Source organism: Larkinella sp. VNQ87, from assembly GCF_049445795.1.
In the GTDB taxonomy this organism is placed as follows: domain Bacteria; phylum Bacteroidota; class Bacteroidia; order Cytophagales; family Spirosomataceae; genus Larkinella.
The window spans coordinates 360,535-377,276 of sequence record NZ_JBMSDT010000008.1 but is presented as its reverse complement, the minus strand read 5'-3'; the positions used below and the strand labels follow the sequence as shown (position 1 = coordinate 377,276).

At 48.4% G+C, this 16,742-nt stretch carries 19 protein-coding genes; 11 read left to right on the top strand and 8 right to left on the bottom strand.

Going from position 1 to position 16,742, the window contains the following annotated elements:
- Positions 1-824, bottom strand: an 824-nt coding sequence (locus ACO2Q8_RS16285; RefSeq protein ID WP_423345894.1) for a site-specific tyrosine recombinase, incomplete at its 3' end; no start/stop codon positions are given.
- Between the two features lie 76 nt (positions 825-900).
- On the opposite strand from ACO2Q8_RS16285, the gene aroQ reads away from it, so the two are divergent.
- The 4 genes from aroQ (at position 901) to ACO2Q8_RS16265 (ending at position 3,631) form a co-directional block, all read left to right on the top strand.
- On the top strand, positions 901-1,329 hold the full coding sequence (gene aroQ, locus ACO2Q8_RS16280; protein ID WP_423345893.1) for a type II 3-dehydroquinate dehydratase: 429 nt from the start codon (positions 901-903) through the stop codon (positions 1,327-1,329).
- Positions 1,330-1,344: 15 nt separating this feature from the next.
- Positions 1,345-2,352 (top strand): aminotransferase class V-fold PLP-dependent enzyme, encoded by a 1,008-nt coding sequence (locus tag ACO2Q8_RS16275; protein ID WP_423345892.1) that lies wholly within the window; start codon positions 1,345-1,347, stop codon positions 2,350-2,352.
- An 89-nt stretch (positions 2,353-2,441) separates the two neighbouring features.
- Positions 2,442-3,002: a MarC family protein gene (locus ACO2Q8_RS16270; protein WP_423345891.1), complete on the top strand. Its 561-nt coding sequence runs from the start codon at positions 2,442-2,444 to the stop codon at positions 3,000-3,002.
- Positions 3,003-3,166: 164 nt separating this feature from the next.
- Positions 3,167-3,631 (top strand): hypothetical protein, encoded by a 465-nt coding sequence (locus ACO2Q8_RS16265; protein ID WP_423345890.1) that lies wholly within the window; start codon positions 3,167-3,169, stop codon positions 3,629-3,631.
- Positions 3,632-3,702: 71 nt separating this feature from the next.
- On the opposite strand, the gene ACO2Q8_RS16260 is transcribed toward ACO2Q8_RS16265, so the two are convergent.
- The 6 genes from ACO2Q8_RS16260 to ACO2Q8_RS16235 form a co-directional block, all read right to left on the bottom strand.
- The gene (locus ACO2Q8_RS16260) at positions 3,703-5,457 is read right to left on the bottom strand and encodes a proton-conducting transporter membrane subunit (protein WP_423345889.1); all 1,755 of its coding nucleotides are present in this window, start codon (positions 5,455-5,457) and stop codon (positions 3,703-3,705) included.
- Between the two features lie 94 nt (positions 5,458-5,551).
- Positions 5,552-6,967 (bottom strand): ATP-binding protein, encoded by a 1,416-nt coding sequence (locus ACO2Q8_RS16255; protein ID WP_423345888.1) that lies wholly within the window; start codon positions 6,965-6,967, stop codon positions 5,552-5,554.
- Entirely contained in the window at positions 6,964-7,641 is a 678-nt protein-coding gene (locus ACO2Q8_RS16250; RefSeq protein WP_423345887.1) for a response regulator, read from the bottom strand. Before ACO2Q8_RS16250 ends, ACO2Q8_RS16255 begins: the two co-directional genes overlap by 4 nt.
- 762 nt (positions 7,642-8,403) lie before the next feature.
- Entirely contained in the window at positions 8,404-8,733 is a 330-nt protein-coding gene (locus tag ACO2Q8_RS16245) for a YtxH domain-containing protein (RefSeq protein WP_423345886.1), read from the bottom strand.
- A 51-nt stretch (positions 8,734-8,784) separates the two neighbouring features.
- Positions 8,785-9,072 carry a YtxH domain-containing protein gene (locus ACO2Q8_RS16240; RefSeq protein WP_423345885.1) on the bottom strand — a complete coding sequence of 96 codons (288 nt, stop codon included), beginning with the start codon at positions 9,070-9,072 and terminating at the stop codon, positions 8,785-8,787.
- 461 nt (positions 9,073-9,533) lie between these two features.
- Positions 9,534-9,701, bottom strand: a complete 168-nt coding sequence (locus tag ACO2Q8_RS16235) for a lmo0937 family membrane protein (RefSeq protein WP_423345884.1) — start codon at positions 9,699-9,701, stop codon at positions 9,534-9,536.
- A 403-nt stretch (positions 9,702-10,104) separates the two neighbouring features.
- On the opposite strand from ACO2Q8_RS16235, the gene ACO2Q8_RS16230 reads away from it, so the two are divergent.
- Both ACO2Q8_RS16230 and ACO2Q8_RS16225 read left to right on the top strand, forming a co-directional pair.
- Positions 10,105-10,554 (top strand): response regulator, encoded by a 450-nt coding sequence (locus ACO2Q8_RS16230; RefSeq protein ID WP_423345883.1) that lies wholly within the window; start codon positions 10,105-10,107, stop codon positions 10,552-10,554.
- A gap of 48 nt (positions 10,555-10,602) precedes the next feature.
- On the top strand, positions 10,603-12,054 hold the full coding sequence (locus ACO2Q8_RS16225) for a sigma-54-dependent transcriptional regulator (protein WP_423345882.1): 1,452 nt from the start codon (positions 10,603-10,605) through the stop codon (positions 12,052-12,054).
- Positions 12,055-12,138: 84 nt separating this feature from the next.
- On the opposite strand, the gene ACO2Q8_RS16220 is transcribed toward ACO2Q8_RS16225, so the two are convergent.
- Positions 12,139-12,768: a porin family protein gene (locus tag ACO2Q8_RS16220; protein WP_423345881.1), complete on the bottom strand. Its 630-nt coding sequence runs from the start codon at positions 12,766-12,768 to the stop codon at positions 12,139-12,141.
- 285 nt (positions 12,769-13,053) lie between these two features.
- Between ACO2Q8_RS16220 and ACO2Q8_RS16215 the strand changes: the two genes are divergently transcribed.
- The 5 genes from ACO2Q8_RS16215 to ACO2Q8_RS16195 all read left to right on the top strand — a co-directional run bounded on the left by ACO2Q8_RS16215 (position 13,054) and on the right by ACO2Q8_RS16195 (position 16,725).
- Positions 13,054-13,503, top strand: coding sequence for a response regulator (locus ACO2Q8_RS16215; protein ID WP_423345880.1), 450 nt, complete (start codon positions 13,054-13,056; stop codon positions 13,501-13,503).
- Positions 13,487-14,950, top strand: a complete 1,464-nt coding sequence (locus ACO2Q8_RS16210) for a PAS domain S-box protein (RefSeq protein WP_423345879.1) — start codon at positions 13,487-13,489, stop codon at positions 14,948-14,950. Before ACO2Q8_RS16215 ends, ACO2Q8_RS16210 begins: the two co-directional genes overlap by 17 nt.
- A gap of 297 nt (positions 14,951-15,247) precedes the next feature.
- Positions 15,248-15,424 (top strand): hypothetical protein, encoded by a 177-nt coding sequence (locus ACO2Q8_RS16205; protein WP_423345878.1) that lies wholly within the window; start codon positions 15,248-15,250, stop codon positions 15,422-15,424.
- Positions 15,425-15,475: 51 nt separating this feature from the next.
- Positions 15,476-15,880, top strand: a complete 405-nt coding sequence (locus ACO2Q8_RS16200; protein WP_423345877.1) for a four-helix bundle copper-binding protein — start codon at positions 15,476-15,478, stop codon at positions 15,878-15,880.
- 341 nt (positions 15,881-16,221) lie between these two features.
- Positions 16,222-16,725 carry a pyridoxamine 5'-phosphate oxidase family protein gene (locus tag ACO2Q8_RS16195; RefSeq protein WP_423345876.1) on the top strand — a complete coding sequence of 168 codons (504 nt, stop codon included), beginning with the start codon at positions 16,222-16,224 and terminating at the stop codon, positions 16,723-16,725.
- Positions 16,726-16,742 lie beyond the last annotated feature (17 nt).

The window sequence follows — 16,742 nt, the reverse complement described above, 5'->3', positions numbered from 1 at the left end:
GTCGTAATCGACTCATGCCCGAGCATTTGCTGCACCGCCCGTAGGTCGGCTCCGCCTTCGATGAGGTGCGTTGCAAACGAATGCCGGAAAGTGTGCGGGCTGATTTCTTTTTGAATACCGGCTTCGAGCGCCAGTTTTTTGATCGTTTTGAAAACCGATACCCGCGAGAGTGTGCCCCCGCGCAGGTTCAAAAAAACCGTGTCCTCAGCGTCTTTCTGAATGTCGAGCTGACTCCGAACGTGGTCGAGGTAAATCGTGGTGTATTTAATAGCGTCTTTCCCAATCGGCACCAGGCGCATTTTATTCCCTTTACCGGTGATGCGCAGAAAACCGACTTCAAAGTAACAACTGGTTAACCGAAGGTCGAGTAACTCCGATACCCGCAGGCCTGAACTGTACAGCATTTCGAGCATAGCACGGTCGCGGGTGCCGCCGGGTGTCGACAGATCGATGGCGCTCAGAAGGGCTTCGATTTCGGGAAAGCTGAGCGTATCGGGCAGCTTCCGGCTCAGTTTGGGGCCTTCGATCAGTTGCGTCGGATCGGTCTGGATTTCGTTTTCCAGCAACAAAAACTTGTAAAAGGCTTTCAGACCAGATAAAAACCGGGCCTGGGAGGTGGCCGAGAGGCCGAGGTCGGTCAGGTAACCCAGATAATCGAACAGATGGGCTTCCGTGACCTGCGTCGGCGAAACCGGCTCGGCCGATAGTTCCAGAAATTCGCGCAACGTGTTGACGTCCCGCAGATAAGCTTCAACGGAATTTTCGGCCAGCGAACGTTCCAGTTTCAGGTAGTTTTTAAAAGCGTTGATGTAACTTTGCCACACAGCGTTGTATACGATTTTCGGATTTCAATCGCGAAGTACGGGTTAATCCGGCAATCTGCAACACCCATTAAGATCCATGAAACAAATCCTGATCCTGAACGGCCCAAACCTGAACCTGCTGGGCAAGCGGGAACCGCACATTTACGGCAGCCGGACCTTTGTCGATTACCTGGAAACCGTTGAGCAGGCGTTTCCGGATGTGCAAATCCGGTATTTCCAGTCGAACCACGAAGGCGAATTGATTGACAAAATTCACGAACTGGGCTTTACGGTCGACGGAATTGTAATTAACGCCGGTGCCTACACGCATACCTCCATTGCCATTGCCGACGCGCTTTCAGCCGTAACGGCCCCAACCGTTGAAGTGCATATTTCCAACGTCCACGCCCGCGAAGCATTCCGGCACCACAGCTATTTATCGGCCAAGTGCAAAGGGGTGATTGTGGGGCTGGGACTGATGGGCTACGAACTGGCCGTCCGGTATTTGGTTAGTCTGGAAAACTAAAACCGTCGGTTGGGCATGATTACGTTTTACCCCGGTCCGTCGAAAGTGTACCCGCAGGTGGCCGATTACGCGCGGGAGGCCGTTCGGTCGGGCGTGGTGAGCCTGAACCACCGCAGCGCAGGATTTATGGACATTGTGCAGGAAACGCTGCGGCTGTTGCACGAAAAGCTGGCGATTCCGGTTGATTACCACATTGCGTTCGTGTCGTCGGCTACGGAATGCTGGGAAATTGTGGCGCAATCGATGACAGTGACCACGAGCCTGCACCCGCACGGGGGCGCGTTCGGGAAGAAGTGGATGGACTACGCGCACCGCATCAGACCGATGATTCTGCCCGGCGAAGCCGATGTCTTGTGCGTGGTGCAGAACGAAACCTCGAACGGCACGCAGGTTCGGATGGAGACGCTGGCGAAGTTCCGGCGGGAGTTTACGGGGCTGATTGCCGTGGATGCGGTTTCGTCGCTGGGCGGTTTGGTGTTCGACTGGACGCTGGCCGATGTCTGGTTTGCCTCGGTGCAGAAGTGCCTGGGCCTTCCGGCGGGACTGGCGGTCCTGATTTATTCGCCCAACGCGCTGAAACAGGCCGAAATCATCAACGACCGGCAGTTTTACAACAGTCTGTTGTTCATCCACGAAAATATCGCGAAGTACCAAACGCCGTTTACGCCGAATGGGTTGGGAATTTACCTGCTGATGCGGGTGTTGGAGCAGGTGCCGCCGATTGCCGAGGTGGATGCGCTGATTCGGCAACGGGCTGCTGAGTGGTACCGGTTTATCGCGGAGGAAACCGCCTGGCCGCTGCTGATTGAACAACCGGAATTGCGGTCGGACACCGTCATTGCCGTCAAAGGGAGTGAGGACGCCATCCGGGCCGTGAAAACCGATGCGCAGAAAACCGGCATTACGCTTGGCAACGGCTACGGCAACTGGAAATCAACGACTTTCCGGATTGCCAACTTCCCGGCCATTGAGGAGTGGGAGATCGAGACGCTGAAAGCGTTTTTACGTACCCACGGGCTTTAGTCCGTGTGAGCCGTAAAAACCTTGAAGTTGATACTAACTACTGATTAGTTCAAGAATCTCACACGGGCTAAAGCCCGTGGGTACGTAAAATGAATTTCAAGGAAATCATATCGGTGACGCTCATCCTGTTTTCGGTGATCGACGTGATCGGTTCGCTGCCGGTGATTATTGACCTGCGGAAGAAGGTCGGCAAGATTGAATCGGAGAAGGCAACGCTGGCGTCCGGGATGCTGATGGTGGCGTTTTTGTACGTCGGTGAATCGATTCTGAAGTTGTTTGGGGTTGATGTGTCGTCGTTTGCCGTCGCCGGGGCGCTCATTATTTTTTTGTTGGGACTGGAAATGATTCTGGGACGGAACATTTTCAAGGCCGACGATCATGGAACCGGTGCCGCCCACATCGTCCCGATTGCCTTTCCGCTCATCGCCGGTGCCGGAACCATGACCACCATTCTGTCGCTGAAAGCCGAGTACGCGACTACCAACATTCTGGTTGGCATCGGAATCAACCTGGTGCTGATTTACATCGTATTGAAATCGTCGCAGTGGATTGAAAATCGCCTGGGGCCGGGCGGTACTAACATACTGCGGAAAGTATTCGGCATTATCTTGCTTGCCATTGCTATTAAACTGTTTAAAAATAACTTCTGACTGAGATTACGGTGATTTTAATGATGAAAATGATGAAAACAAAAAAAAACGGAGAGTTGATGTCTGAAGATTCTTCCTGAGCTTTTTTCATTTAAACGAAAACCGCTTTATCATACCCATCACTCCAATCACTGTAATCATAGTTACAAATCATCGAAATCACCGTGCAGACACCTGACTCATTAAATGCCGTTGCCGAATTTCATCGGACCTTTCATCACCCCGTTCTGGAACAACCCCAGATTCCGGCCGAAACCCGCTGCCAGCTTCGGGTGGCGCTGCTGGCCGAAGAGTTGAAAGAACTCGAAGTGGCTATTCTGGAAAAAGACATTGTTGAAGTGGCCGATGCGCTTTGTGACCTGCAATACGTCTTGGCCGGGGCCATTCTGGAATTTGGACTAGGCGAAAAATTCAAGATGCTGTTCGATGAGGTACAGCGCTCTAACCTGAGCAAAGCTTGTCTGACGGTGGAAGAAGCCGAAGCCACTGTGACGCATTATCAAGCCAAAGGCGTTGAATGTCATTACGTTGAATCGGATGGTAAATACCTCGTGTACCGGACGGCGGATAACAAAACGCTGAAAAATGTCAATTATTCGCCCGCCAATTTGCTAGCGATTCTGACATAATGCTACTCAAGTCCGTCCGGTCGACTGACCGGACGGAGCTTCCTAACCTAAATGAATACAGAAAAAAGAAGTTATTGCGATCCCAAAAATGACAGGAGCAGCCCGTGGAGGAAATCGACCCAGCGGGTTTTGTCCTGGTGCTTGCGAGTGCCTGTCTCCGGCTCAGTCTCTTGAAAAGGTACTTTAGCTGGAGCCTTGACCGCACTAAATTGGGATGACTGCGGGTGACTCCAGACGGCCAGCGCAACCAGGCTGAAAAGGATACCTTCAAACAGACTGGTATAGGCAAAGGTGTGTGAAACGTTACCGATCGGTTTCAGGTCGCTGACATACAAAGCGGTAACCTGACTGGACAACCGGATGAACAGCATAGGCAACACACCAATGATGAGTAATCCACTGGCCACCAGCGCTTTCGGTATAATCATATCATCGCTGATTTCCACGGCTTTCGCTGCGGCTTCGGAGCGGGGGCTGGTCAGAAAAGCGGTTTTGAAGGTTTTCCACAATCCATACACGTTTAACCCGCTCATCGCCAGCAGGGCTGGCAAAACCGCCAGAAGTACCAGACGAACCCAATCGGTTTCGGCATTCAGACCACTAAAAATCCCGAGATAGATCATGAATTCGGACAGAAAACCGCTGAAAGGGGGTAGTCCGCTCATGACGAGCGTACCCAGCAAAAACGCAGTGGAGGTCTTAGGCATGGTCTTTATCAAACCGCCCAGTTGGTCGGTGTGGCGCGTGTGTACCGACCGGTAGATGGACCCAAGGCTGTAAAAAAGCAGCGATTTAGCCAGCGAATGGTTGATGAGGTGCAGGATACTGCCCGTAAATCCCAAAGCCGCCAGGACCGGGAGGTGGTAAGCGATGCCTAGCAGTCCGGTGCCGATACCGATGCCAATCAGCCCGGTGCTGGCGATACTGTTGTAGGCTAGTATTTTTTTAATATCCTGATGAACAAACGCGTAACGGATTCCAACCAGGCCTGATCCGAGGGAAACGAGTAGTATCAGTAACCCGATAGTTGCTAAGTCGGAGTGGAGGTAAGTTAACGAGCGCAAAATTCCGTACATCCCCATCTGAATTAGAACGCCCGACATCAGACCTGAAACGTGCGAGGGGGCCGCCAGATGCGCCGTTGGTAGCCAGGTGTGGAAAGGAACCAGACCGGCCTGAATGGCGAATCCGGCAAAAAGCAACGCAAAAACCGGCAGTGCCGTATGCTGATCGAAATAAGCACTCAGACCATCGAAGCCGAAAGCGGCCCGGTCGGTTTGCGTCAGTAGAAAAACCGCCAGGATCATGGCAATGCCGATCTGCATATGGCCCAGGTACATCAGGCCGATACGGAGCACTTCTTTTCGTTCCCCTTCAAAAACGACTAGGATAAAGGCTGATAATACCATAAGTTCGCAGGCAATCAGGAAAGCCCAGCCACCCCGGAGCGAACTGACAAGCAACAGTGCCACGTGCAGCCAAAGCAGGGCCAGGTGGTGAAACGAAAGCTGGCGGTTGGTTCGTGTTCGCCGGTAGAGTTTCAGATAGCCGTTGGCGTACAGTACACTTGTCAGGAAGGTCAGGCTAATTAGGGCCAGGAATAGAGCCGATAAACTGTCGATACTGACTGGAAGAAATCCATCCACCTGTTCGAGCAGATTAAATTGCATGACACTCCCCGTCGATAACGCCCGAAAGGCCCAGGAAGAAGCGGTAACGATCAACAAAAAATGGAGAAAGAGGCTGAAATAGTACTTCGTCTGGCCCCGAAAGAGAAAGACTCCGGGGCTACAAAGGGCCGTACCGATCAACACAACTGATTCCATGTCTCGTTACTGAAACTTTAGAATCAAAAGTGCCGCAAAACCGTTAAAAGTGAATTAATGGAGCGTTAAAAACGCGTTAAATTGCCTAACTGGCTCAATCATCCAATTCGAAGGCGAGCGGTTTTTCGGCTAAAACCGGTTTTCGAATCGGGATTAAAACATCCACGGTGGTGCCGGTTCCGACGGTCGACCGGACGTCGATCTGACCCCGGTGAATCGTAAGAATCCGGTGCGTCAGGGCCAGGCCAATACCGTGCCCGACAATACCGGAGGTGGTTTCTGAGCGGAAGAAAGGTTCAAACAGATGGGGGAGGTCTTCGGTTGGAATGCCGTAACCTTGGTCGATAAAGGTCAGTTGAACAAAATCGTTCTCGGCGTTGAGCGTAACGGTTATGTGGTGATCCTGCGAATATTTACAGCCGTTTTCCATCAAATTCTGAAAGGCCATTTGCAGCAGGGATTCTTCACCCAGCACAATCAGCTCTTCTTCGGAGCCGGGAAGTTTTTTGTATTGGATGTCAATGCGGTAGGCCGGATTTTTCTGCAAAACCCGGCTTCGACCCTGCCAAAGCACTTCATCGATGCGAATCGGTTTGAAGGAAAGCGTTGCCGCATCGGCACTGACCCGGGCCAGTTCGAGCAGGCCATCGACGAGTTTGTTCATTTTCCGGCCTTCTTCCAGCACACTTTCCAATGCCTGTTTGTATTCATTTACGTTGCGGGGCTGCATGAGGGCGACGTCCACCTGGCCCATCATCACAGTTAGGGGAGTCCGGAGTTCGTGCGAAGCATGAGAAACAAAATTTTTCTGGAGGACAAAGGCTTTTTCCAGCCGGTCAAGCATCGCATTGAAGGTCATTGCCAGTTTGGCCAGTTCGTCTTTGGCGCGTCCGATGCGCAACCGCGCATTGATGTTGGTTGCCGAAATGTCGTTGACCTGATCGATAATGTCCGAAACCGGCCGCAACGCATCACTGGCAAACAACCAACCAGCCAACAGCACGATGCCCATGCTGACCAGCCAGCTTATGACCAGGATGTCTCGTAACCATTCAAGCTTCGTAAACCCATAGCGATCGATGGCCGTTGCCACCACAACGAGTATTCGTCGATGATTATCGGTATACGGAACCCCCAGCATCTCGATCTCCCCATTGCGTCGGAAGATTTCCTTCCCACTGCGGACTTGCTCGAGAAACTGCGTGGAAACGCCCTCCCGTTTCGAATCGGTGGAGTGCAGAATACGGTTATTGGGCAGATAAATCGTCACATGCCCTTTGTAAAACGACATGTAGTTCGACTCAATCTGCTGGAGCATAGGCTCGGTTATACCGCCTTCTTCCACGTTCTCGAGCACTTTTGCCGTGGCAAAGGCATTCTGGTGGAGCCGCTCATAAAACTCCCGCTCCCGGTACTGATCGAATAAATAGTAGATCGAGAGCGAAAAGAGCAGGAGAATGGATCCCACCAGCAAGGCAAAAAGGACAGTCAGACGAGCCCGAATGTTCATTCTTCTTTCAACATATAACCCATTCCGATAACGGTATGGATTAGCTTAACCGGAAAGTCTTTGTCTATTTTTTTACGCAGGAAGTTAACATACACATCAATGACATTGGTGCCCGTATCAAAGTGAATATCCCATACCTTTTCAGCGATATCAATGCGGGAAACGACCCGGCTGCGGTTTCGCATCAGATACTCGAGGAGGGCAAATTCTTTAGCGGTCAGCTCTATACGTTTTCCGCCCCGACGGGCAATCTTCTCGTTCAGGTCAAGTTCCAGGTCAGCTACTTTCAGCAGGTTTGAGCGCTGACTGATGTCGATTACGCGTTTGCTCAGAGCCCGCAGGCGGGCCAGTAATTCACGAAACTCGAACGGTTTCACCAGGTAGTCGTCGGCACCGGCCTCAAAACCGGCCACTTTGTTATCAAGCGACCCCATGGCAGTCAACATCAGAATAGGTGTCTTGATATTTTCCTGACGCAGGGATTTGGCCAGATCATATCCATTCATTTTCGGGACATTGACGTCCAGCACAATAACGTCGTAACTGCTACTCAGAGCCAGGTTACGGCCAATCTGACCATCATAAGCAATATCGACTTCGAACGATTGTTCTTCGAGACCTTTCTTTACGAAGGAAGCCAGTTTGGGTTCGTCTTCAACTACCAGAATTTTCATACCGTTTTGACAAGCGTGCCGGAGCGGGGATTATACACCGTGTAGTTATAGTAATGGACGCAATAAAACAAAAAAGCTACCCGAAATTTAGCTTCAGGTAGCTTTTTTCATCCTATCCACACCATTCAAAGCCGATGAGAGCATCTGCTTTGATGTTCAACCTCCCTTTTGTAAGATACTAGCTGACTTACAGTGGAAAATTTAACACTACAAAACTAGGTCAATTGGATTAAACCGGCATTAAATGCGAGTTAAAAAGAGGTGAAAGGCGGTTAAAAAGCGGTAAATGTCGAACCGGCCTAAAACAAAAAAGCTATTCGAGACGGCCCGAATAGCTTTCCGACTATATCCACACCATTTAAAAACAGCCGCCCGTTCAGGCTTAGGCTGCCTTTGTCAAGAACCTGAATAGGTCAGGTTTATAAGTTGCAATCTTCAATTTACAATCAATATGCAAATATAACAGTTGTTTACAGCATGAACATCAAATTTTTTACAAAAAAAACAAAGAAAACTACTTAGTTATTTATTTAATGAGTTCTTTTTTTATCAAAATAGCTGGAAAGAGGCTCTGGAAGGCGTCTAATGCGGTTTTTGTTTATGACACCATAAACCAAAATTGCGAACCTCCTCTTGCTAAAATTTTGTTTTGTTGAAGTCAGCTTATAAAAAAGCGAAACGTCATTCAGACGTTTCGCCCATTGTTCATAACGTTGAGTAAGCTAATAGGGAACAAGCCGAAGCTTTTATAACCTGACTGAATTAGTCAACTTTAAGCGACTGTTTAGCCGACTCTACTCCGGAGTGAGCCTTGTCAGCCACGTTTTCAACCTGATTGTTAAATGAGTCTTTTTGGTTGGCACCTTCGCCTTGCAATTTACTGCTCCACTGGTTGACCTGCGATTTAATCTGGTCAACCTGAGTTTTAACCTGGTCTACACCTTTATTCCACTGGTCCTGCAGGTCTTTCGTGCGCTTGTCAGCTTCATCCTGAATCCATTTACGGCTTTCCTGACCGCTTTTTGGGGCCGTTAAAATCCCGGCAACTACGCCGGTGATAAACCCTAACAAAAAATCTCTTGAACTTCTCATCGTGTTCTCTGATTTAAGTTTGCGACTCGTGAAAGTAGCAAATGTATTAAATTAATAATTAGAATTCCGCTCAGCCCGTTCAATTGCATTTTTTGACCGGGAAGCTACGGTATCAACAGCGTCGTTATACTTCGAAGTCAAGTTGTCTTTGGTATTTTCATACTGACTCCGAATACTGTTAAAGCCATTGGTAATAGTATCCTGTAAATCTTTCAGAAACTTATCCGAGTCATTCGAGATTTTTTTGCGCGTGTCTTTTCCACTGCGCGGTGCCAATAACAAGCCAACGGCGGCACCCGTCAAAATCGCAACTAGCAGGCCACTGAAATTCGATTTCATAGCGTTTCAAACGGTTTGAGTGAATAATAACCGCTCACGGCGGATAACATGCAGTATGGTAGAAAATTCCGTACCAGATGCGTTTGGGAGGAGATTTGAATTATATAACTTGCTTATTTTCAACAACTAAAGGCCAAATTTTTAGTTGAATGCCTGCAAGTCTGTGCGGCAGAAGCGAGGAACATTTTCTACAAAGTGTAGAACCAACCGGAAATTTCATACCAAATTCAACAGCTATTCGGATTGGCTGTGCGATGATGGTTGCTAAGTATAAAACAAAAAATCCCTGCACTCAAATTTGATGCAGGGATTCCGTACCCACCGTAACTTGTACTTAACCTAAAATGAAACCACCTAAACCTAAACGTATCGCTAGAATAGCGTTAAGCAGCGATTATATCGTTTGTTGCGAAATTCGAACCGCAACGGCTTTTTTAAATGATGTGTCAACTTGAATGATGTCAGACGCCCCTACCGCGAATTACCCGAAGGAGAATGGCGATGATGGCAATGACAAGTAGTATGTGAATCAGATTGCTGCCTGCTAGCCCGGTACCTAAAATACCAAAGAAACCCAACGCCCAGATGATTATGAGTATTACCGCAACAGTATAGAGTAAGTTTCCCATACGGAACGTTAGTTTTTGCTGTTCAACCAGCGGCTGATTCTGCTCTCTTATCAGAAAATGTTATGCCAAAAGTCCGAAAGTCGCTATTGTGGCTTTGAAAAATACAATAATAATGGCCTTCTTAGCAACTTTCCTTGAAAAAGGACAAAATGATAATACGTATGAACAAAATTAATTTCTGTGAGCTGTAGAAAAATCTCTACAAGTGTAGAAATTTGTGTAGAAAAATACCGCCCTTTCCCGGAAAGGAAACTGCTTTTACCTGAGTTCTAAACGGCGCATTTCTGTATTATTTTAATATATAAAGGGTCAAATGAGGTCAGAATCCGGAATTATTCCAGGTAAATTCCTTCCCATCAGAGTTAGGCACATTATTATCTATCAATTGAGAGGTAGATAAAGTGTGTCCAATGAAAAACAACAAAAAATCGTGGAGAGAATGAGGAGCTGGCAAACCGGAAGTCAGTTCAAGCCGGTGATATCAAATATGACGAATACGAAAAAAGTACTCATCGTAGACGACGAAGCGGATATTTGTCTTTTACTGTCCGGTTTATTAAAGCGATTAGGTTACCAGCCAACCTGTGCCAATTTTCTGGAAGAAGGCCGTCAGCGACTTGCTCAGCAATCGTATGACGCCGTATTTCTGGATTTAAGTTTACCCGATGGAGTCGGCTTTGAACTTCTGTCGCACATCCGCCTGAGCGAACCTGATACCAAGGTAATCATGATCAGTGCGTTTGATGGAATTGCCGAACGCAAGCGAGCCTTGCAGGAGGGGGCCGATTATTTTATCGGCAAACCTTTTAACCGGAACACCATCGAACAAGCTTTACAATATATCCAAGTTTAGTTAACTTTATCCTTTAATTAGTAAACAGGACACTGTAACTGTCCCTCTATGGAAAGAATCTTAATCGTTGACGACAATACGGATATATGCCTGCTTTTAGAACGCTTTTTGTCAAAACAAGGATATAAGACGGCTTCTGTTCAACGAGGAGATGACGCCTTAACGCTGCTGCGAAAAGATCCGTTCGAACTGGTCATCTGCGATTTCAAGCTGCCGGATGTCGATGGCCTTGAGATGTTGCGTCGTATTAAAATTCTTGATCCCACCACGGCGGTCATCATCATTACCGGGTATTCCGATGTTCGAATGGCCGTTCAGACGGTGAAACACGGTGCATATGATTATGTAACCAAGCCACTGTATCCTGACGAAATCCTGTATACGATTAAAAGTGCCCTCGACCGGCGTAGCCAGCGAATTGAAAGCGGGTCGGTGGCGGTTTCAGGTTCTGACGAAGACGATGAGGAAGCTACGGTAGTAAGTCCGCCAAAATCGGTCACCCGTACGGCTAAAACCGGGGCCGTTATGGCGGGGGGCAAGCGCTTTATCTTCGGAAAAAGCCGGGCGGCCGAAATGCTCCAGAAACACATCGAACTGATTGCTCCTACGAACATGTCGGTTATCATTACCGGCGAAACCGGCACGGGAAAAGAGTTCGTCGCCAATGCCATTCATCAGAAGAGCAAGCGGGCCACTAAACCCTTTGTTGCCATCGATTGTGGGGCTTTATCCAAAGAACTGGCTGGCAGTGAATTGTTCGGGCATGTAAAAGGCTCTTTTACGGGGGCGCTGTCCGACAAGATAGGAAGCTTCGAGTATGCCAATGGCGGAACGCTTTTTCTGGACGAAATCGGAAATCTTTCCTACGAAAACCAGATTAAGCTGCTGCGCGTCTTGCAGGAACGAAAAATTCGACGAATAGGCAGCAACACGGATATCGTCGTTGATGTTCGAATCCTGGTGGCAACGAATGAAGATCTGCGGGATGCCGTTCGGCAGGGTCGATTCCGGGAGGATATTTTCCACCGTCTGGATGAATTCCGGATTGAACTGACTCCCTTGCGGGAACGTAAAGCGGATATTTTGCTTTTTGCGGAACACTTTCTGGAACTAGCCAATGAGCAACTGGAAAAGGATGTCCAGGGCTTTGACGATGAAGTCAAGGAAAAGCTAAAAGAGTACTACTGGCACGGTAATCTGCGCGAAATTCAAAATGTCGTGAAACGGGCTGTTTTACTGACACAGGGCGATGTGGTCACCCTGGATTGTTTACCCTACGAAATCATTTCACCCACTTACCTGGGCGAAGATGCTGCTTCGTCTGTTTCGACCGTTACCCCTGCCAATAACCTAAAATCCGTTTCAGAAAATGCGGAACGGGCTGCGATTATCAAGGTCCTGGAAAAAACGGGATACAACAAAACCAAGGCGGCCGAGGTCCTCAACATTGATCGGAAGACGCTCTATAATAAGCTCAAAGCCTACGATATTCATCTTTGAATTAAGGAACAATTAATAATGAATAATGAAAAGATTGGGGCTATTGTCTTCTCATTTGTTCATTATTAATTGTTCATTTTTCATTTATTTGATCGTGAAGCCCAGTGAAACCTGGCCCGTGGCATTTTTGGCTTTCCCCATCACTAGGCGGGCTGCTCCGTCGTTAGCGACTGGTTGAAGTCCCTGGCCATATCGCAATCCCAGCAAAACAGTTCCGAAGTAGATATTTAATCCTCCTGCAACTCCAAAATCGAACGAATTAAAGTTGTCACGACTGATGTTGCTATAGTTGGATCCCAGATCACCCTCGGTAGTTACTTTGGAGTTGACCAGGTAAGCTGCGTAAGGACCCGCCTGCAAATCGACCGCGTTGCCGAGTTTGAAGGTAGCCAGAACCGGAAACTCCACATAGTTCAATTTGAAGGAATTACGGCCGTTGGCACCCAGCAGGTTGTAATCGGCTGAAACACCTTTTGTACTGTATTGCAATTCCGGCTGAATCGCGAAAAAGCCGGTTACCGGAATTTGAGTGAAGGCACCGATATGAAACCCGATTCGTTCGTTTCGCTCTTCGACATTATCAAGATACAGCGTACTGGCATTCAAACCGCCTTTTATTCCCGTTCGGGGGGTAGTTTGGGCTACAACCTTTGAACTCATTAAAATACCCAAAAGAGCGGGTGCTACGAGCCATTTGGCTAACAGTCTGTTCATGGGACGAATAAACTTGGTGTACAGATTCGTGCAAAAAATCTGTGCCAAAGCAGCTAAATGAGAAAATAGTTTTGGTTATTGGGTTGATAATGAGATGGTTGTACTAGATTCTGCGCAGGATTGCATCCTCAAAAACCGGTCACTGCGTGTAGAATATTGTACTCATCCTGTGAAAACCGGGTGACATGCTTATTTACCAGATAAACACCTGAATGGAAGAACAGTTATTAAGGAACCCCGTGATGATTTTTGTGCTCTAGAACACCAATTCTTATTTCCATTCGGATGGCGAACAGATCTTTTAATACCAGCATTTTGATTGCGGATGACGATGCCGATGATCGTATATTACTTGAACAGGCCTTTCGGGAATGTAACCTGAAATCAGAATTATACTTTGTAGAAGACGGTGAAGAGTTGCTGGATTTTCTTCACCAGCGGGAACGGTTTACGGCCGTTAGCCGACCTAGTCTGATCATTCTAGATCTGAATATGCCCCGCAAAAATGGAATTCAGGCATTGCGTGAAATCAAGGCCAATGAGCAATTCCGGCAAATCCCCATCGTTGTACTTACGACATCAACGGCTGAAGAAGATATCCTGCGAACGTACGACCTGGGCGTTAGTTCGTATATTTCAAAACCGTTCGATTTTGGTACATTATTGGATATTACCAACACCATAAAGAAATACTGGATTGACACCGTTTCCCTACCTGATGACTCAACCCGCTGACATACCGGAGAAATTGATCCGAGTACTTTTGGTTGAGGATGACGAAGACGATTTTGTCTTGACAAAGTCACTCATATCGACTCGGGACAATGCTAATATTCACCTTGACTGGGTCAGTGATTTTAATTCGGCTCTTGAACGCATTCACCAGAATGCCTATGATGTCTATCTGGTGGATTACCGGCTTGGCGAACGAACCGGGATCGAACTGATCCAGGAAGCGGTTCTGGCGGGCTCCCGCACACCAATGATCCTCTTGACCGGCCAGGACGATCTGGAGGTTGATTATTCAGCCCTGAAACTCGGTGCAGCCGACTACCTGGTTAAAGGTCGGATCGATGCTCAACTGCTGGGCCGAAGCATTCGGTATGCGCTTCGACAGGCTACGGTTATGGGCGAAATGGCCGAAAAGGAAACCAAATACCGTTCCCTGTTCGAACGCTCCATCGATGCCATTTTCATCACGGACCGGAATTTTGAGTTTCAGGAAATCAATCCCTCGCTGGAAAATCTGACCGGTTACCAGAAAGAGGAACTGATGAGCATGACGGTGCGTGACCTGTTCGATAAGGCCGAATTGTACGACTGGTTGCGGCAACAGATCGACGGCCCGGTCCATGTGAAAGATACGGAAGTGGTGCTGGTGAGTAAAGACCGGCGGAAAATCGACTGCCTGCTTTCGGTCGTGGCCATTCCGGACATGGACGGTGTTGTCAACTGGTACCAGACGATTGTTCGGGATGTGACGCAGCAGAAAAAAGCCCAGCGGGATCTGTTGATCGCCGAAAAATTGAGCATGACCGGCCAGATCGCCCGTAGTATCGCCCACGAGGTGCGAAATCCGCTGACCAACCTCCACCTGGCGCTCGAACAACTTAAGGAAGATCTGCCTCCCGAAGACCCCGGTCTGGTGTTATACATCGATATCATTCGCCGAAACGCCGAACGGATCGGGCAGCTGATCACCGAGATGCTGAATTCGTCGAAACCGCGTGAACTGGAGCTAAAACCGTATGGCCTGAATGAGGCCGTTCGGGAAACGCTCTATCTCGTCAACGACCGACTTCAGTTAAAAGGCATGAAATTAATTACCGAGTTTACGGAGGAAGACAGCACGGTTCCGCTCGACAAGGAGCAATTCAAAACGGCTTTGCTAAACATTCTGATCAACGCAGTAGAGGCCATGAAGGAGAATACCGGAAGGCTGAACGTCAGAACAGTTCCGTTTGGTGACCGGGCGCTGATGGTCTGTGTGGAAGACAATGGTGCGGGAATTTCCGAAGAAAACCGCAAGCGTCTTTTTGACCCTTTTTTTACCGGAAAACAGGGTGGTATGGGACTCGGGCTGACCACTACCCAAAATATTATCAACAGTCACAGAGGCTCGATCGAAGTCGAAAGTCAAGAGGGCGTAGGGACGACCTTCCGGCTGATCTTTCCCCGATAAAATCCCTTGGCTGTATTCTGATTGACACCCGCTTCCGGCGGGTGTTTTTTTGAATACTGGTGTAGATTTTTTTGCACAATGGGGCATGCGAATTCTACAGAACGGCTGAAGGTATGGAAAGTATTCTTGTATTTTTTAAGGTATAGTAAGCGGTAATTATCTGGTAACTAGTGGAATCTAGCTGTATCCAATTGACTAAAATAGAAGTGCATAAAGTGGCATAATTATCTCATTAAGCTTGACATCAACAGACGACGAACGGATATGGTATGGAACTCCTCCCATTTTCCCGCTGCAATGCGTTCGCTGACGCCAAGTGTGCGGGCCAAGGCCATCGAGATTGCCAATCACTTGCAGGAGCAGGGGCTCCCTAACCAGAAGGAAGTAATTTCGATGAGCATTGCCGAAGCCCGAAATTGGGCAAGGCAACGTACGGCTGAGTCGAGTTTCCAAGCCGTGCTTGACAGAATATAAGTTAACCTGATACGAAATTATTTAGCCAACCCAAGCAACAAAATTACCGCCATGATCTGGAAAAAAAATGTGTATGATACACTGGTAGCCTGCGCCACGTCTTGTGATGAATACGCTACGGAATGCTCGCGGCAGCAGGATATTGAAGATCTGTATCGCTGTATTTTCTTAAGTCTCGACTGCTCGGATCTTTGTCGTCAAGTGGCGGTACTTTACGTTCGGGGGTCTGAAAACACCCGGTTACTGGCTCGAACCTGTATTGAAGTTTGTGAAAAATGCGCCGAAGAATGCGAGCGAATGAGTGCCGAGCGGGCTTGTCAGATTGCTAGTGCCTGCCGTCAGTGTATTCGGGCCTGCATGACGATTCTTGAAATGAGTCTGATGCCCGAGAGCGAGTCGGAAACCTCCCGCACCTTGTTTGTCGCGTTGGGTCGTCAGGAAATGCTCTATAATTAAGCTGATTCAATCAAGTGAAAACGGTGCTGGTTTGACGGCCAGCCGGGCCATCGGCCACCGGAACATTCTGTCAGTGCGTGGAGGTGCGAAACGTGAGTGCGGACATAAAGAAAACGGAACCCCCGAGGGCCGTTGTAAACGTGCGCAACTGATTTGTGAATTTCAGGTGTCAGAAACATTTTTTATCCTGGCTATAATCGCTGTGTCAGTTCAGAAAAAATGTGGCAAACGATGAAGACCCGACTAGGGGATCGGCACCGTACATAGATCTTCAAACCGAACGGCCGATTGCTTTTAGGTAACTCTAAACGCAATCGGTCGTTCTCTTAAATCCACGAATCATGGAAACGAAGCAACAACAGAGTGCGGACATGGAGAAAGTAAGCAAACTGATTACCGACATTCGGATTGGGATGCTCACCACCCAGAACGAAGAAGGCAATCTGGTCAGCCGACCGATGGCGGTGATGCAGGTAGATGAGGCAGGAAATCTGTGGTTTCTGACCAAAGAGCGTTCTCCCAAATTGGATCATATCGACCAAAATTACAAAGTAAATGTGGCTTTTGCGGATGTGGCCGATGCTTCCTATGTCTCCGTTAGTGGCTCTGCCCAGGAATTGCACGATCGAGCCAAATTGGAAGAAATATGGTCGCCGATGGCTAAGCCCTGGTTTCCGGAAGGAAAAGACGATCCGGAACTGTCCATTCTGAAAGTGCATATCGAAACGGCCGAATACTGGGATTCTACCTCAAGCCGAATGGTGCGATTATTCGAAATGGCTCGTGCCGCCCTGACGGGTGATACCTACAAAGAAGGCGAAAACAAACTGGTCGAAAACCGGTAACAAGACATAAAATGCAG

Excerpts from the sequence above, each read along its gene's own strand:
- ACO2Q8_RS16240 (WP_423345885.1), bottom strand. The coding sequence starts at position 9,072 with ATGAAATCGAATTTCAGTGGCCTGCTAGTTGCGATTTTGACGGGTGCC.
- ACO2Q8_RS16255 (WP_423345888.1), bottom strand. The coding sequence starts at position 6,967 with ATGAACATTCGGGCTCGTCTGACTGTCCTTTTTGCCTTGCTGGTGGGA.
- ACO2Q8_RS16210 (WP_423345879.1), top strand. The coding sequence starts at position 13,487 with ATGACTCAACCCGCTGACATACCGGAGAAATTGATCCGAGTACTTTTG.
- ACO2Q8_RS16245 (WP_423345886.1), bottom strand. The coding sequence starts at position 8,733 with ATGAGAAGTTCAAGAGATTTTTTGTTAGGGTTTATCACCGGCGTAGTT.
- ACO2Q8_RS16250 (WP_423345887.1), bottom strand. The coding sequence starts at position 7,641 with ATGAAAATTCTGGTAGTTGAAGACGAACCCAAACTGGCTTCCTTCGTA.
- ACO2Q8_RS16270 (WP_423345891.1), top strand. The coding sequence starts at position 2,442 with ATGAATTTCAAGGAAATCATATCGGTGACGCTCATCCTGTTTTCGGTG.
- ACO2Q8_RS16205 (WP_423345878.1), top strand. The coding sequence starts at position 15,248 with ATGCGTTCGCTGACGCCAAGTGTGCGGGCCAAGGCCATCGAGATTGCC.
- ACO2Q8_RS16275 (WP_423345892.1), top strand. The coding sequence starts at position 1,345 with ATGATTACGTTTTACCCCGGTCCGTCGAAAGTGTACCCGCAGGTGGCC.
- ACO2Q8_RS16220 (WP_423345881.1), bottom strand. The coding sequence starts at position 12,768 with ATGAACAGACTGTTAGCCAAATGGCTCGTAGCACCCGCTCTTTTGGGT.
- ACO2Q8_RS16225 (WP_423345882.1), top strand. The coding sequence starts at position 10,603 with ATGGAAAGAATCTTAATCGTTGACGACAATACGGATATATGCCTGCTT.
- ACO2Q8_RS16200 (WP_423345877.1), top strand. The coding sequence starts at position 15,476 with ATGATCTGGAAAAAAAATGTGTATGATACACTGGTAGCCTGCGCCACG.
- ACO2Q8_RS16195 (WP_423345876.1), top strand. The coding sequence starts at position 16,222 with ATGGAAACGAAGCAACAACAGAGTGCGGACATGGAGAAAGTAAGCAAA.
- ACO2Q8_RS16215 (WP_423345880.1), top strand. The coding sequence starts at position 13,054 with ATGGCGAACAGATCTTTTAATACCAGCATTTTGATTGCGGATGACGAT.
- ACO2Q8_RS16260 (WP_423345889.1), bottom strand. The coding sequence starts at position 5,457 with ATGGAATCAGTTGTGTTGATCGGTACGGCCCTTTGTAGCCCCGGAGTC.
- aroQ (WP_423345893.1), top strand. The coding sequence starts at position 901 with ATGAAACAAATCCTGATCCTGAACGGCCCAAACCTGAACCTGCTGGGC.
- ACO2Q8_RS16235 (WP_423345884.1), bottom strand. The coding sequence starts at position 9,701 with ATGGGAAACTTACTCTATACTGTTGCGGTAATACTCATAATCATCTGG.